Below are 15635 nucleotides of genomic sequence, written 5' to 3' on the forward strand. Positions count from 1 at the left end.
GGTTCAAGCGACTACTTCAGGCTGTCAAGGAAGCGGCGATAGAGCAGGGCGCTCTCCTCGGGGCGTTCGAGCATGGGGGCGTGGCCGACGTTGTCCATGATCGCCACGCTGGACTCATGCAGCAGTGGTTGCATGACCTCGATGCTGGAAACATCCAGTACGCGATCCTGCTTGCCCCACAGCAGCAAGGTCGGCGCCTTGATCTTGGGCAGTTCCGTTTCGAGCGGAATGTAACGCTCGACCAGCTGCCGGAATACCTGATCGTAATGCGCCGCGTTGGCCATGCTCTGTTCGGCCATGTAGTGTTTGAGCGACTCCGGCAGATAGGGCGGCTCGACGAAGACGAATTGCAGCAGGCGCTGGAAGTCCTGCGGGCTGCGTACGACCAGTGGGTTGCCGGCACCGCTCTCCAGCAACTGGAACAGTTCGCTCTTGTGGGGCGCGTCGACCCCTGCGTTGTCGAACAGCGCCAGTGAGCTGACATGCTGCGGATAGCGTGCAGCGTAGAGTGCGGCAATATGTCCGCCCATCGAGTTGCCCAGTACATGGGCTTTCTCGATCCCCAATACCTCTAGAATGTTAGCCAGGCGTTCGGCCTGGGTGCCGACGTCATAGCTGCCGGCTGGATGATCACTGTCGCCGAAACCTGGCAGGTCCAGCGCGATCACTTGGTAGTCATTGGTCAGGTAGCGCGAGAACCGCAGCCAGTTGTCCTTGTCCGCGGCAAAGCCATGGATCAGCACCAGTGTTTCGGCTGTGGCCGGTCCTCCCCGGTAGTAATGGATGTTAAGATCGCCGACACGCAGTTGTTCATGGCTGAGACCCGCCCGCTGCTGCTCGATCAGGCGCAGTCCTGCCAGTTGGGTTGCGGGAAAGAAGTACAGGATCGCTGCGCTACCCACGAGCAGCACCAGCAGCAAGAACAGCAGTTTTTTCATGGCGCGTCCTTATCGCGAATTATTATGGCGGCGCCATTAAGCTAGCATGAACGTAGAAGGTTTCCGGGATGCTTCATCATCCTGCCGATCCACGCATGAGCCGAGAGTAACCGATGCCTAAGCGTTACCCGTTTAAGTCGCTGTTGCTATGGTGCGCCTTGGTCCTGATCCCGATCACCGGTCTGGCTGCCGGCAAGTGCGAGCGTCTGGTGGCGACCGGCAATCCGGAGTATCCACCATATTTATGGCGTGATCCGCAGAATCCGCAGCAACTGATCGGGGCCAACGCCGACTTGCTCAAGCACCTGGCCAAGGAGCTGGGCGTTGTGGTCGACGTGATCTACACCGGTCCCTGGTCAAGGGCGCAGGACGAAGTGCGTACCGGTCGTGTCGATCTGCTCGCTGGAGCCTTCATCACGTTGCCGCGCCTGGAAAACATGGACTACGTGCATCCCGCCTTTTTCTTCACGCCCAGCGTGGTCTGGGTGCGCAAGGGAGAAGCTTTCCCCTATGGCAGTTGGATCGACCTGCAGGACTACAAGGGCGATACCCTGGTGGGTAACAGCTTTGGCCAGCAGTTCGATAGCTTTGCCAAGGAAAACCTGACTCTGGAAGGCGTTTCCAGCCTGACTCAGGCTTTTCAGAAACTGTTGCTCGGCCGCACCGACTATGTGCTCTATGAGCGTTACCCGGGCCTGGCACTCGCCGAAACCTTGGGCATGGACGATGACCTCGAGGTATTGGATCCGCCGATCTCCAGTGAAGGGTTGTATCTGACCCTGTCGCACAACTCGGCCTGTAACGAGCCGTGGTTGCGCGGACAGCTGGCGCGGAAAATGACAGAATTGGTCGCTGCCGGACTGCCTGAGCAGTTCCTGCAACGCAACCTGGAGTTGTGGAAGGCACAGCAGATGCAGCCCGACCCGGTTGGCGACGTTACTCAGTAGGAAATTTTCGTGATCAATCGAACCCTTACCTTGCTCATGGCGCTAGGTCTGGCTGCCTGTGCCAGCGACCCTGCGCCTATCGAGCAATTGCGCCTGACCGAGCAGGCACTGACTCAAGCCCAGGCGCTGGGCGTAGTCGGCGAGCAATCGCCATCGTTGCGCCAGGCAGAAGAGAAGTTCGTTCAAGCTCAGGCTGCACTGCAGGACGGCGAGAACAAAGAGGCGCGCCTGCTTGCCGAGCAGGCCGAGCTGGATGCGCGTCTGGCTGAGGCCGAACACGTCAATGCCAAGGGGCGTGAGCAACTGCTGGAAGTCAATCAACGCATCAATCGACTGCGCCAGCAATTGGGAGCCATGTGATGAAGGTTTCCGGTTATCTGGGTGGCCTGATGCTACTCGGCACGTTGCTCACCGGCTGCGCTGCCAATCAGCCGGCGAATGAGCAGGCTCTTGAGGCCGCACGTCTCAGCTTCCAGTCGGTCAAGGAAGATCCGGGTGTGCTGAGCACCGCACCCAAGGACGTCATTCGCGCGGGCGAGTCACTGGCCCGTGCTGAGCGGCTGTCCAGCTACTGGGGCAGTGGGGAGGATGTGCGTCATTACGCCTACCTCAGTCAGCGCTACGCCGAGATCGCCAGGCAGCACAGCGATATCAGCCTCAACCAGGAGCGCGTAGCCAAGCTCGAGCTGGAACGTCAGCGCCTGCAACTGACCCTGCGTGAAGCCAAGCTGCTCAGTGTGCAGCAGCACAACGGCTGGCTGGAGGAGCAGATGGTCAGCCTCGCCACCAGCGAAACCGAGCGTGGCCTGGTGATGACACTGGGCGACATGCTGTTCGATGCTGGTCGCGCAGAACTTCAGCCTGCGGCCAATCGCACGGTGCTCAAGCTCGTGCAGTTCCTGCAGATCAACCCACAACGCCGGGTGCGCATCGAGGGTTACACCGACAATACCGGCGATGCGGCGGAGAATCTGGAGCTTTCACGCGCGCGTGCGCAAGCGGTGGCGGATCTGCTTGTCGACCTCGGCATCGACGCCAAGCGTATCCAGGTCGCCGGCTATGGCGTCGATTTCCCTGTGGCTGAGAATGCCTCGGTGCGAGGGCGTGCTCAGAACCGCCGCGTGGAGATCGTCTTCTCTGATGAGCGAGGGCAGCTCGGCGCCGAGCGCTGATTCGATCTGCTTCCCGAAACCCCGGCATGCCCGTAATGCTGTTCATTTAAGGTTACAGACGTTGGCTCCCCTCTCCCATTCATGGGAGAGGGGCTGGGGGAGAGGGCTGAAAATGCCGCGAAACTGCCAGTTTCCCCTCTCCCTAACCCTCTCCCCAAAGGGGCGAGGGGACTAATCGCGTCCGACCACTTCTTATGTGAACAACATTACGGCATGTCCGGGGTTTTTCTTTCATGCGTCACAGATACAGATTTCGGCGAAGTGCTGTATGGCGCAGGCTGTTGCGATCTGTGCCGGTACAATTGTGTAAGAATAGTTTACTGTTATGCTCCAGTACCTCGGAGGATGACCCCATGACCAATCTGTTGCTCTATCAGCGTATCGCCCAGCAGTTGGCCGAAGATATTCGTCGTGGTGTCTACCAGCCGGGAGAGCGCGTGCCTTCGGTGCGCAAGATGAGCGCCCAGCTCAATGTCAGCCACGCCACGGTGTTGCAGGCTTACGCCAATCTCGAGGATCAGGGGCTGATCCGCGCTCGCCCGCAGTCCGGATTCTATGTGCATCAGACGCCAGCGTTGACCGCACCGACGCCGGATATCGCCAAGGTCGAGCGGCCTGGTCTGGTCACTCGTGCCAGCATCATCAATCAGGTGCTTACCGAATCACGGCGCGAGGGAGTGTTCCCGCTGGGCGCGGCAGTGCCGCATGTCGATTACCTGCCGGTGCGCGCGCTGCACCAGCAACTGGCCAAGGTCACTCGTTTTCACAGCCCGCGCGCGTTCAGCTACATGTTCAGCCCCGGTTTCGAACCACTGCGTCGACAGGTGGCGATCCGCATGCGCGATGCGGGCGTGGTGGTGGACCCGTCCGAAGTGGTGATCACTCACGGTTGTGTCGATGCGCTGCAGATGAGTCTGCGCGTGCTGACCAAACCGGGTGATCTGATTGCGGTGGAATCGCCGACCTATTACGGCCTGCTGCAATTGGCCGATCTGCTGGACCTCAAGGTCATCGAGATTCCTTGCGACCCCACCACCGGCATCAGCCTGGAAGCCCTGCAGTTGGCTGCGAATCAGTGGCCGATCAAGGCGCTGGTGCTAACCGCACGCTTGTCCAACCCGCTCGGTGGCACCATCCCCGAGGAGCGTCAGCGTCAATTGCTGCGCCTGGCAGGCGATTACGATTTCCAGATCGTCGAGGACGATATCTACGGCGAGCTGATGTTCGAGCAGGGGCCGACCAAGGCGCTGAAGTCGCACGACCGTGAAAGTCGGGTGATTTATTGCTCGAGCTTTTCCAAGACATTGTCGCCTGGGGTGCGTATTGGTTGGATCGTCGCGGGTAAGTATCAGGACGAGATCCAGCGTCTGCAGACCTTCTCCACGCATTCGGCCTGCAGCGTGACGCAGATGGCGGTAGCCGCCTATCTGGAGAATGGCGGGTATGACCGACATCTGCGGCATATCCGTCAGGAGTACCGCAAGAATCTCAGTGCTTTCCAGTTGGCGGTGCAGCAGTACTTTCCGGCCGGTACGCAGATGACCCGGCCCAAGGGTGGCTTCATCCTCTGGGTCAGCCTGCCGGCACGCGTCAACACCAAGGATCTGCATGTGCGGGCGCTGCAGCAGGGCATCTCGATTGCGCCGGGACTGATCTTCAGTAACACCGAGCAGTTCAACCACTGCGTGCGGCTCAACTGCGGCATCCCATGGAATCGCGAAGCGGAGCGGGCACTGATGACGCTCGGCATGCTCGCCACGCAGCTGTGCCAGGAAGTGGGCGGCTCATGGGAAGGCGAAAAAATCGCCTGATGCTTTAACCCGAACGAGCAAAGGGCTGCGTCTACCTGAGCGAAGGTCTCGTGCCATTGCTCAGGAGGTGCACCATGTCCGCTTATTCCGCATTGCTCGTTCGTCCGTTCGCTGCCGGCTTTTCCGTAGCAACCTTGCTGCTGCTCGCCGCCTGCAGCGCCTCTGGCCCGGAACCGGAAGTCCAGGCCCGTTCGGAGCCCACTGCGCCACTTTTGCGCGAACGCCTGGCTACACCGGCAGCTGCCGTGATGCCGGCAGAGGCCAGCCAGAAGCGTATGGCGACCTTGGCTTATGCTCCGGCCCCAATTGCCGATGCTTTACCACCGGGTTACCGCGACGAGTCGCGCGAGCAGTACCAGGCTTACGCCGATAACCCGGTGTTCGCCGTCGCCGATACGCCGGTTTCCACTTTCAGTATCGATGTCGATACCGGCAGCTACGCCAACGTGCGCCGCTTCCTCAATGGCGGGCAGCTGCCACCGAAGGACGCAGTACGCCTGGAGGAGCTGGTCAACTATTTCCCCTACGCCTACCCGTTGCCGCAGGGGGATGTGCCATTCGGCGTCAGCACCGAGCTGGCGGTGACGCCGTGGAACGCTGAGACGCGCCTGCTGCGCATCGCCATCAAGGCCTCTGATCGCAGTGTGGATGAGCTGCCGCCGGCCAACCTGGTGTTCCTGGTCGACGTGTCCGGCTCGATGCATCGCCGCGAGGGCCTGCCAATGGTGCAGAGTACGCTGAAGCTACTGGTCGAACAGCTGCGCCCGCAGGATCGCGTCTCGCTGGTCACCTATGCCGGTGATAGCCGGGTGGTGCTGGATTCCACGCCAGGCAGCGACAAGGCGAAGATCCGCGTGGCCATCGATCAGCTCAGTGCCGGTGGTTCGACGGCCGGCGAGTCGGGTATCCAGTTGGCCTACCAGCAGGCGCAAAAGCATATGATCGACGGCGGTATCAACCGCATCCTGCTGGCCACCGATGGTGACTTCAATGTCGGCATCAGCGACTTCGAGAGCCTCAAGCAATTGGCGGCCGACAAGCGCAAGAGCGGCGTCTCGCTGACCACGCTGGGTTTCGGGATGGGCAATTACAACGAGCGCCTGATGGAGCAGTTGGCAGATGCCGGCAACGGCAATTACGCCTATATCGACAACCTGCGCGAGGCGCGCAAGGTGCTGGTTGATCAACTCGGTTCGACCCTGGCTACGGTGGCCAGCGATGTGAAGCTGCAATTGGAATTCAATCCGAGTGAAGTCAGCGAGTACCGCCTGCTGGGCTACGAGAATCGTGCGCTCAAACGCGAAGACTTCAGCAACGACAAGGTCGATGCCGGTGATATCGGCGCCGGGCATACCGTCACCGCGCTGTACGAAATCGTCCCGGCCGGTGGCAAAGGCTGGTTGGAACCACTGCGCTATCAGACCGCTGCCCAGCCCGCCAGCAAGAGCGGCGAACTGGCCTGGTTGCGGATTCGCTACAAGGCGCCAGGAGAGGTGAGCAGTCGACTGCTGGAGCGTCCCGTCGCGCGTGCCGAGGCCAAGCCGATTACGGCCGCCAGCGAGGATCTGCGTTTCGCCGCAGCAGTTGCCGCCTTTGCCCAGCGGCTCAAGGATGGGCGCTATACGGTCGACTTCGACCTGGCGCAGAGCATCGAATTGGCGCGCTCGGCCAAGGGCGAGGACCGTTTCGGCTTGCGTGGCGAGTTTATCCAGCTGGCCGAAATTGCTCAGAGCCTGCAAACTTCCGGCTCCACACCAGTAAGAGTTCAGCAGTGAACGCACCTCTCACGGATGACGACGCCGCGCTGCTGCGGCGTTACCGCCGCGGCGATGCTGCGGCCTTCAATGCGTTGTATCAGCGCCACCGGCTGGGCCTGTTCCGCTTTCTGCTCGGGTTGTGTGGCGATAACACCCTGGCCGAAGAAGTGTTCCAGGAAACCTGGATGAGCCTGATCCGCAGTCAGAGCGAGCAGCGCGAGGCGGTGCTGTTCAAGACCTGGCTCTACCAGATCGCCCGCAACCGCCTGATCGATCATTGGCGCAAGACGGGTAGCCATCAGGCCGGGCATGACGAATACGATGAGGGCCAGCATGCCCAGGCCGACCCCCAGCCTGGCCCCGAGCAGCAATGGAGCCTGAGCCGCGACAGTGAACGGCTGCAGGCGGCGCTGGCCGATCTGCCGGAAGATCAGCGCGAAGTGTTCCTGCTGCGCGCCCATGGCGACCTGGAACTGAACGAGATTGCCGAGTTGACCCGCACGCCGGCGGAGACGGTCAAAAGTCGTCTGCGCTATGCCCTGCAGAAACTGCGCCGGCTGCTGGCCACCGAGGAGTTGTCCGCATGACCCATGAACGAGAACCTCTGGACCACGAGCAGGCACTGCTGGCGCATTTCCGTGCCCATGGCAGCGGCGAGCCCTCGGCTGAGCTGGATGCGCATATCCTGAAGGCGGCAAGCATCGCCGCCCGTGAAACGAGGCAGGCTGAAGCAACCGGTCGTGACGCCGGTTGGGCGCAGCGGCTCCATCAGTGGCTATTCGGTAGCGGCCGTCAGCGCTGGTCGGTGGCGGTGGCCGGGCTGGCGTGCGTCGGCATTGGCGTCAGCCTGACCTGGCGCACGTTTGAGCAGGCCCCGGGGACCTTCGACAGCGTACCGCCCAGCGTGATGATGAGCCCGCCAGCCCCGGCGCCGATGGCGGCCAAGCGCGCCGAGGAAAATGAGTCGGTGGCCCGCATGGCCGAGCCGCGAGAGCGCATGAAGAGTGAGGTCAGGGCACGTCAGGCCGCACCTGCGGCATTGGCCGATATGATGCCCGCACCCGCTGCAGTCGAGCCTCTTGCCGAGCTGGTCATGCAGAGTGAGCCGCGCGAGGCGTTGTTACGTTTGTTGGCGCTGCGCAAGGCCGGCAAACAGGAAGAGGCGCAGCAGCTACTGGAGCAGCTCGAGGTCGATTATCCGCAGCTGGATATCGACGCCGAGCTCGCGCATCTGCTCGCCGAGCCCCCGACTGAGTGAGGCGCCGAAGTAAAAGTCATGTAAGTCAGCTTGTCAGGCGCGCCCATGCGGAGGAGCATGGGCGCGTTATTGATCGAGTTACCCTTGTCCCATGATGCGTAAGTTCATTTTTCTGTTGCTGTGTCTGGCTGGGTTGAGCGCCTGTGAGCGTACGCCGGAGCCCGTTGCGCAGCAGTCAGCCCCGGCAGCGGCGGCGGTTGCAGAGCCTGCACCTGCGGCCGTTGCCGATACCGCCGAGCCCCAGCCTATGGAACCCGCGCCGCCTGCCAAGGTGGTCGCAAGCAAGCCCGCAGCCCCCGCCAAGGCGCCAATAGCCGCTAAGACTCCACCCGCCAAACCGGCAGAGCCCGAGTCCAGGCCGGCGCTGGATCTGAGCGTGCCGCACGAGCTGTTCGAACAGGCGCTGGAGAGCGAGACGCGTGAGGAACTCGCGCCCGTGCTGCCGGCGCTGTTTGGCGAGAAACCCGAGGTCCAGAGCCCATTTCAGATCAGCGGTCGACTGATCAGTAACGAGCGGGTGGATGACTACTGGGACTCCATCGAAGGGGCCGAGTTGCAGTTCGAGTTCAAGCAGTAGCAGGGGCGGCGCACGCGCGCGGTTGAAGACTGCTAGAAACGGTAGTGTTGCTCTGTGATGGCAGCATGCAGTTCGCCATCCAAGCGCTGGAAACCTTGCGAACCAGGCAGGCGCACGTAGAGCGGGCCATCGACTTGGTTCGGGTCATAGCCGGTTTGCTTCAGGTCCGTCTTCTTGTACTTGAAGGTGCCGGTGGTCTCGACCTCGCCGAGCAGGCGCACGAACAGCGGCGCGGCATAGGCCGGCAGTTCTGCGTCGAGATGGATTGCCAGGGCGGTACCGTCCAGCTCGTAGCTCTGACTCAGGCGCAGCGCGGCCATGCCGCAGCGGCCATTGGTGCCGGGTATCTCCACGCCGTAGACCACCGCATCCTCGACGCCGGGGAAGGCACCCAGCACGTTTTCCACCTCGGTGGTTGAAACGTTCTCGCCCTTCCAGCGGAAGGTGTCGCCGAGGCGGTCGACGAACTGCGCGTGTTTGCAGCCGATGTCGCGCATCAGATCGCCGGTATTGAACCAGGCGTCGCCTTTCTTGAATACATCACGCAGGATAGCCGCCTCGCTCTTGGCCGGGTCGGTGTAACCATCGAACGGCCACTTGGCGCTGATTTCGCTGATCAGCAGACCCGCTTCGCCCTTGTCGGCCTTTTGCAGAAAGCCGCTGCGGCTGCGCACGGGACGGTCGCTCTCCAGGTCGTAGCGAACGATGGCGTAGGTCGCAGGTGTATAGCCGACAGTGTTGTCGAAGTTGAAGACGTTGGTGAAGCCGATGTTGCCTTCGCTGGAGGCATAGAACTCGGTGATTTGTTCGATGCCGAAGCGCTGCTTGAACTCGGCCCAGATCGACGGGCGCAGACCGTTGCCGATCATGCAGCGCAGGTTGTTGTTCTCTTCGCTGTCAGTGTGCGGCTGATTGAGCAGGTAGCGGCACAGTTCGCCGATGTAGCCGAAGCACGTGGCGTTGTAGCGCTGCACGTCGTTCCAGAAGGCGCTGGCGGAGAACTTGCGGCGCAGGGCAATGGCGGCGCCGCCGGCCAGGGCCGCGCTCCAGCATACGGTGACGGCGTTGTTGTGGTAGCAGGGCAGGGTGAGGTAGAGCACGTCGTGCTCGTTCAGGGTCAGGCCGGAGTGGCCGAAGCCACCGTAAGCCTTGATCCACTTGCCATGGCTCATGATCGAGGCCTTGGGCAGGCCGGTGGTGCCGGAGGTGTAGATCAGGAAGCAGGCGTCCTTCATGCGTACATGCTGGCTGTCCGGCGGGTTGTCCTCGGCCTGGCCGCTGGCGGTCTGCATGAGGTTGAGCCAGCCGCCCGGCGCCTGGCCGGGATCACGCAGGCAATCCTGATCGGCGATCCAGTAACGACGGGCATGATGGTTGTGCAACTGTTCGGCGATCTCGTCGAAGGCGCCTCGCAGTTCGTCGCCGATCACCAGAAAGCCGGGTTTGACCAGATTGAAGCTGTGTGCCAGCACCTTGCCTCGCTGGGTGGTATTGATCAGCGCGCCGGCCGCGCCGAGCTTGCTCAATGCGGCAAGGATCGCCAGCAGTTCCAGACGGTTCTCCAGCATTACCGCGACTACGTCGCCGTGGCCGACGCCCTCGGCCTTGAACGCCCAGGCCAGGCGATTGGCCCAGGCATTGAACGCGCGGTAGTTGAGTTGACGGTTTTCATCCATCAGCGCCGGACGTTCGGGGTGGCATTCGGCGGCGCGCTGCAGGGCCCAAGCCAGCGACAGGTTCTTCTCGCGGTTGCGGATACCGGCGTAGTACAGGCCGCGCAGCATGCGTGGCACACGTGGCAGATGCTGTGGCAGGTGGGCCAGAAAGCGGAAGGGTGAAATCAGATCGGCTTGGCTCATGGGGGCTCGCACTTTGGCTGTTATGAGTTGGAGGCGAGTCCTGACTCTAGTCAGCGTGGTTCGCTCCAGCCATGGCTCTGGTGCGCTCAGCGGCGGGCAGATCGGCAAATAGCATTACCGCTCGCAGGATGTGCCGTGCGCACCGGGCAAGGCGCGAATCCCACGGTTGTCTCGGTGCGCGTGGCGCACCCTACGGATCGGGGTACCTGTAGCCCGGATTGCATCCGGGCAGCTTCCGAGGCTTCAATCGACGAACAGGTCTGGCACCAGGCTGCCGCCCGCGGGATCGAAGCGGTACTGTTCGAAGTCGCTGACGCCCTGTTCACGCAGGATGTCCTCGTCGATCAGCAGGCGCCCGCTGATGCTGCGACCTTCGCTGCTCAGAATTACGTGGGCCGCGTCGGCCATGATGGCCGGGGTGCGTGCACGCTTGAACGCGTCGCGGCTGCCCAGCTCGAACTCGATGGCGGCGGTGGCGATCATGGTTTTCGGCCAAAGCGAATTGACGCTGATGCCGTATTTCTTGAATTCCTCATGCATGCCCAGGGTGAGCATGCTCATGCCGTACTTGGTCACGGTGTAGGGGCCGTGCTGGGCGAACCACTTGGTATCGAGGTTGAGTGGGGGTGAAAGGTTGAGAATGTGCCCGTTCGAGCTCTTCTTCAGATAGGGCAGCGCCGCCTGGCTACAGACCATCACTGCGCGGGTGTTGATCTGGTACATCAGGTCAAAGCGTTTGGGTTCGAGTTTCTCCACGCCCACCAGCTTGATCGCACCGGCGTTGTTGATCAGCGCGTCGATGCCGCCGAAATGCTCGGCAGCCTCGGCCATGGCGGCGGCCACGGTTTGTTCGTCACGCACATCCAGTTGCAGGGCCAGTGCCTTGCCGCCAGCGGCCTCGACCTCGGCGGCGACGCTGTGGATGGTGCCTTGCAGTTTCGGGTGCGGCTCGGCGCTCTTGGCCGCGATAACGATATTGGCACCTTCGGCGGCAGCCTTGAGAGCGATCTCGCGGCCAATGCCGCGGCTGGCACCGGTGATGAACAGGGTTTTGCCGGAAAGTGACATGGACGTTCCTTTTGTTGTTTTTGATGTGCGTAGGGTGCGCCGTGCGCACCGCCGGATTTTTTGGTGCGCACGGCCTAGGCGGCCCCGCGACACCTACGAAGCAGCTTCGATCTCCACCAGCAACTGGCGATTCTTCACCTGATCGCCCTGGCTCACGCCAACGCGGCGGACGATGCCGTCGACGCCGGCCTTGAGCGGGTGCTCCATCTTCATCGCTTCCAGCACCACCAGCAGTTGCCCCTTGCTCACGCTGACGCCCTCGGCGATCAGTACGTCGACGATGGCGCCATCCATCGGCGCCTTCACCGCGCCGCTGCTGGCGGCGTTCTGCCCGCCGGCCGGCTCGTGGGTAACATCCTGCAGCTCCAGATTGCCGTGTTCACCGTACAGCCACAGGCGCTCACCTTCGATGTGATAGGCCTGGCGGCGGCGCACGCCGTCCAGCTCCAGAGTCAGCCAGCGACCGTCGCTGGCCAGCAGGCGCACAGGTAGTTGCTCCTCGCCCCGACGCACGCAAAGGTGCGCTTGCGGGCCGCTGGCGAGCACATCCAGCTCCACGGCGTGCTTGTGTTCGCCCTGCTTGAGGACAAAGCGCCAGGGTGCGCTGCCGGCGCTGCGCCAGCCGGACAGGCCTGGCTGGTGCGCACGGGCGTCGGCCGAGACCTGATAGAGCAGGGCAGCGGCGATGGCCAGTTCGGCCAGGCTGGCCGTGTGTGGCTGCAGGCTTGGGTCATCAGCGAAGTGTTCGGCGATAAAGGCGGTGCTGGCGTTGCCGGCGGCGAACTGCGGGTGCTTGAGCAGGTTGGCGAGGAAGCGCCGGTTGCCGTTCACACCCAGCAGTACGCACTGCTCGACGGCCCGCACCAGCTTGCGCCGCGCTTCGTCGCGGGTTGCGCCGTAGGCGATGACCTTGGCCAGCATCGGGTCGTAGAAGGGCGTGACAGCCTGGCCCTCGACCAGGCCGTGGTCGATACGCACGCCGGCCAGCAGCTCAGGTTCCCAGCGCAGCACCTGGCCGGTTTGCGGCAGGAAACCGGCGGCCGAATCCTCGGCGTACAGGCGTACTTCCATGGCATGGCCAGTGAGGTGAATATCCTCCTGCTTGAGCGGCAGAGTTTGGCCCTCGGCGACGCGAATTTGCCAGGCCACCAGATCCTGCCCGGTGATCAGCTCGGTAACCGGGTGCTCGACCTGCAGACGGGTGTTCATTTCCAGGAAGAAGAATTCGCCGGAGGTATCGAGGAGGAATTCCACGGTGCCGGCGCCGACGTAACTCACCGAGGCTGCAGCCTTGACCGCCGCTTCACCCATGGCCTTGCGTAGCTCCGGCATCATGACCGGGCAGGGGGCTTCCTCGACCACCTTCTGGTGGCGACGTTGCACCGAGCAGTCGCGCTCGCCGAGATAGACGATATTGCCGTGCTGGTCGCCAAAGACCTGAATCTCCACATGGCGCGGGCGGATCACCGCCCGTTCGAGGATCAGCTCGCTGGAGCCGAAGGCGTTCTGCGCCTCGGAACGGGCGGTGCGGAGCTGACCCAGTAGTTCGGCGGATTCCTGTACCAAGCGCATGCCGCGACCGCCGCCACCGGCGCTGGCCTTGATCATCAGCGGGTAGCCGATGCGCTCGGCCTCGCTAGCCAGGGTGTCGTCATCCTGCGCCGCGCCTTCGTAGCCGGGAATGCAGGGCACGCCGGCGTCACACATGGCGATCTTGGACAGGCGCTTGCTGCCCATCAGGTGGATGGCCTCGATACTCGGGCCGATAAAAACGATGCCGGCTGCCTCACAAGCGCGGGCGAAGTCGGCATTCTCGGAGAGGAAGCCATAGCCCGGGTGGATGGCGTCGGCGCCGGTCTTGCGCGCGGCTTCGATAATGGCGTCGATACGCAGGTAGGACTGGCTGACCTGGGCCGGGCCGATGCACACGGCTTCGTCGGCGATCTGTACATGGCGGGCGTCGGCATCGGCTTCGGAGTACACCGCCACGGTGCGGTAGCCAAGTTCGAGAGCGGTACGCATCACCCGGCAGGCGATCTCGCCGCGGTTGGCGATGAGGATCTTGTTGAATGCGGGCATCTTTGTGCTCCTGTGGGGCGATCCCCGGATTGCATCCGGGCTACGGTCTATTTGTTCCCTATCCCCTTGGGGAGAGGGGAGCTACTACAGCGCCCACTTCGGCTTGCGTTTCTGCACGAAGGCCATGGTGCCCTCGACCCCCTCGGCGCCGGTCACAGCGGCGGAGAACTGTTCGGCGGCGCGGTCGAGTAGTGGGCCTAGGGCTTCGTGTTCGCTGGCCAGCAGCAGGGCCTTGGTCTGGGCATTGGCCTGGGGCGCGCATTGGCGAATCTGTTCCAGGGTTTCGTCCAGACGCTGCTGCAGGGCGGTCTCATCGTGCTCGCAGTAATGCACCAAGCCCAGGCGCAGGGCCTCGGTACCGCCTACGCGGGCTGCAGTCAGGGCCAGGCGGCGCGCCTGGGTCAGGCCGATGCGGTGCACGACGAAGGGGGCGATCTGCGCCGGGAGGATGCCCAGCGTGGTTTCCGGTAGGCCGAATCTGGCGCTGCTGGCGGCGATGGCCACATCGGATACGCAGACCAGGCCGAAGCCGCCGCCGAGCACGGCGCCTTCCAGCACCGCTACCATTACTTGTGGTGCAGCCTGGGCCTCTTCCAGCAGTGCACCGAAGGCGCGGTTCTGCTCGCGGTAGGCGTCGCCGCCCTTGGCGCGTGCTCCGGCCATATCCTTGATATCGCCGCCGGCGCAGAAGTGGCCACCGGCGCCGCGCAGGACAAGAGCGCGCACGTCTGGCTCATGGCGCACGGCCTCCAGGGTCGCACGCAGCTCGCCGACCATGGCCAGGCTCATGGCGTTGCGGCTGTCCGGACGATTCAGGGTGATGTGCAGCACGCCTGCGTCGAGGTTCAGCCGCAGGGTTTCGCAGTGGGGCAGGTCGCTCATGGATACACCTTTGATTTCGAAGGTTCTCGGCTGAAGCCGCTCCTACGGTGCGTTGATCGTTTCCACGCTCTGCGTCGAAGGGCATGGGCGCTGTCGCAGAATCACACCGGGCTATTTTTTCTTCCCGGGTAGGATGCCCATCAGCTTGCAGATGATGCCGAGCATGATCTCGTCGGCACCGCCGCCGATGCTGACCAGGCGCACGTCGCGGTAGGCGCGCGACACCGGGTTGTCCCACATGAAGCCCATTCCGCCCCAGTACTGCAGGCAGGCGTCGGACACCTCACGCCCCAGGCGGCCTGCCTTGAGCTTGGCCATCGACGCCAGCTTGGTCACGTCGCGGCCCTTCACGTATTGCTCGGTGGCCTGGTAAACCAGCGCGCGCAGGGCTTCGATCTCGGTTTGCAGCTCGGCCATGCGGAAGTGGATGACCTGGTTGTCGATCAGCGGTTGGCCGAAGGTGTGGCGCTGCTTGCAGTAGTCGATGGTGGTGTCGACGCAGTGCTCCAGACCCTTGATCATGTTGGCCGCGCCGAACAGGCGTTCCTCCTGGAACTGCAGCATCTGCATCATGAAGCCGGCGCCCTCGTGGCCGATGCGATAGCGCTGCGGCACGCGCACGTTGTCGAAGAACACCTGGGCGGTCTCCGAGCTGCGCATGCCGAGTTTGTCCAGGTGCGGACTGACGCTGATGCCCGGGGTCTTCATCGGCACCACGATCAGCGATTTGTTGACGTGCGGCTTGTCATCGCTGGTATTGGCCAGCAGGCAGATGAAGTCCGCCGACGGCGAGTTGGTGATCCACATCTTGCTGCCGTTGATCACGTAGTCGTCGCCGTCCTTGCGTGCAGTGGTCTTCAGCCCCGCCACGTCGGAGCCGGCGCCGACCTCGGAGACGCCGATGCAGCCGACCATCTCGCCGCTGATGGCCGGGCGCAGGAACTCGTCGCGCAACGCGTCGGAGCCGAAGCGGGCCAGGGCAGGGGTGCACATGTCGGTCTGCACGCCAATGGACATCGGGATGCCGCCGCAATGGATGGTGCCGAACTCTTCGGCGGCCACGATCGAGTAGCTGTAATCCAGGCCCATGCCGCCGAACTGTTCAGGTTTGGAGATGCCCAGCAGGCCCAGTTCGCCGGCCTTGCGGAAAATATCGTGGATGGGGAAGCGGCCTGCCTTCTCCCACTCTTCGACGTGCGGATTGATTTCCTTGTCGACGAAGTTACGGACGGTGCGGCGGAGTTCTTCGTGTTCCTGGGTGAAGATCATTGTTGTTGTTCTCCGTAG

General features: G+C 62.9%; 14 protein-coding genes. 8 read left to right on the forward strand and 6 right to left on the reverse strand.

The window, feature by feature from the left end; translation table 11 throughout:
* Window positions 1–11 precede the first annotated feature (11 nt).
* Window positions 12–938, reverse strand: a complete 927-nt coding sequence (locus ACJRW5_RS07650) for an alpha/beta fold hydrolase (protein WP_484569937.1) — start codon at window positions 936–938, stop codon at window positions 12–14.
* Window positions 939–1051: 113 nt separating this feature from the next.
* On the opposite strand from ACJRW5_RS07650, the gene ACJRW5_RS07655 reads away from it, so the two are divergent.
* The 8 genes from ACJRW5_RS07655 to ACJRW5_RS07690 all read left to right on the forward strand — a co-directional run bounded on the left by ACJRW5_RS07655 (window position 1052) and on the right by ACJRW5_RS07690 (window position 8460).
* Entirely contained in the window at window positions 1052–1885 is an 834-nt protein-coding gene (locus ACJRW5_RS07655; RefSeq protein WP_484569938.1) for a substrate-binding periplasmic protein, read from the forward strand.
* 9 nt (window positions 1886–1894) lie between these two features.
* The gene (locus tag ACJRW5_RS07660; protein ID WP_484569939.1) at window positions 1895–2245 is read left to right on the forward strand and encodes a DUF4398 domain-containing protein; all 351 of its coding nucleotides are present in this window, start codon (window positions 1895–1897) and stop codon (window positions 2243–2245) included.
* On the forward strand, window positions 2245–3057 hold the full coding sequence (locus ACJRW5_RS07665) for an OmpA family protein (RefSeq protein WP_484569940.1): 813 nt from the start codon (window positions 2245–2247) through the stop codon (window positions 3055–3057). The genes ACJRW5_RS07660 and ACJRW5_RS07665 overlap by 1 nt, the downstream gene beginning before the upstream one ends.
* A 353-nt stretch (window positions 3058–3410) precedes the next feature.
* Window positions 3411–4868, forward strand: a complete 1458-nt coding sequence (locus ACJRW5_RS07670; protein ID WP_484569941.1) for an aminotransferase-like domain-containing protein — start codon at window positions 3411–3413, stop codon at window positions 4866–4868.
* Window positions 4869–4942: 74 nt separating this feature from the next.
* Window positions 4943–6643, forward strand: coding sequence for a vWA domain-containing protein (locus ACJRW5_RS07675; protein WP_484569942.1), 1701 nt, complete (start codon window positions 4943–4945; stop codon window positions 6641–6643).
* Window positions 6640–7212: an RNA polymerase sigma factor gene (locus tag ACJRW5_RS07680; protein ID WP_484569943.1), complete on the forward strand. Its 573-nt coding sequence runs from the start codon at window positions 6640–6642 to the stop codon at window positions 7210–7212. The genes ACJRW5_RS07675 and ACJRW5_RS07680 overlap by 4 nt, the downstream gene beginning before the upstream one ends.
* On the forward strand, window positions 7209–7883 hold the full coding sequence (locus ACJRW5_RS07685; protein ID WP_484569944.1) for a hypothetical protein: 675 nt from the start codon (window positions 7209–7211) through the stop codon (window positions 7881–7883). The genes ACJRW5_RS07680 and ACJRW5_RS07685 overlap by 4 nt, the downstream gene beginning before the upstream one ends.
* A gap of 94 nt (window positions 7884–7977) precedes the next feature.
* The gene (locus ACJRW5_RS07690) at window positions 7978–8460 is read left to right on the forward strand and encodes a hypothetical protein (RefSeq protein WP_484569945.1); all 483 of its coding nucleotides are present in this window, start codon (window positions 7978–7980) and stop codon (window positions 8458–8460) included.
* Between the two features lie 32 nt (window positions 8461–8492).
* On the opposite strand, the gene ACJRW5_RS07695 is transcribed toward ACJRW5_RS07690, so the two are convergent.
* The 5 genes from ACJRW5_RS07695 to atuD all read right to left on the reverse strand — a co-directional run bounded on the left by ACJRW5_RS07695 (window position 8493) and on the right by atuD (window position 15617).
* Complete coding sequence (locus tag ACJRW5_RS07695) at window positions 8493–10319, reverse strand: long-chain-acyl-CoA synthetase (protein WP_484569946.1); 1827 nt, start codon at window positions 10317–10319, stop codon at window positions 8493–8495.
* Window positions 10320–10562: 243 nt separating this feature from the next.
* Window positions 10563–11387, reverse strand: coding sequence for an SDR family oxidoreductase (locus tag ACJRW5_RS07700; protein ID WP_484569947.1), 825 nt, complete (start codon window positions 11385–11387; stop codon window positions 10563–10565).
* Window positions 11388–11480: 93 nt separating this feature from the next.
* Entirely contained in the window at window positions 11481–13466 is a 1986-nt protein-coding gene (locus tag ACJRW5_RS07705) for an acetyl/propionyl/methylcrotonyl-CoA carboxylase subunit alpha (protein WP_484569948.1), read from the reverse strand.
* Between the two features lie 84 nt (window positions 13467–13550).
* A complete protein-coding gene (locus tag ACJRW5_RS07710; protein WP_484569949.1) occupies window positions 13551–14348 on the reverse strand; it encodes an enoyl-CoA hydratase/isomerase family protein in 798 nt (265 codons plus the stop codon).
* Window positions 14349–14459: 111 nt separating this feature from the next.
* Window positions 14460–15617, reverse strand: coding sequence for a citronellyl-CoA dehydrogenase (gene atuD, locus ACJRW5_RS07715; RefSeq protein ID WP_484569950.1), 1158 nt, complete (start codon window positions 15615–15617; stop codon window positions 14460–14462).
* Window positions 15618–15635 lie beyond the last annotated feature (18 nt).

It is taken from the genome of Pseudomonas pichavaramensis (assembly GCF_050473265.1).
Classification (GTDB): domain Bacteria; phylum Pseudomonadota; class Gammaproteobacteria; order Pseudomonadales; family Pseudomonadaceae; genus Aquipseudomonas.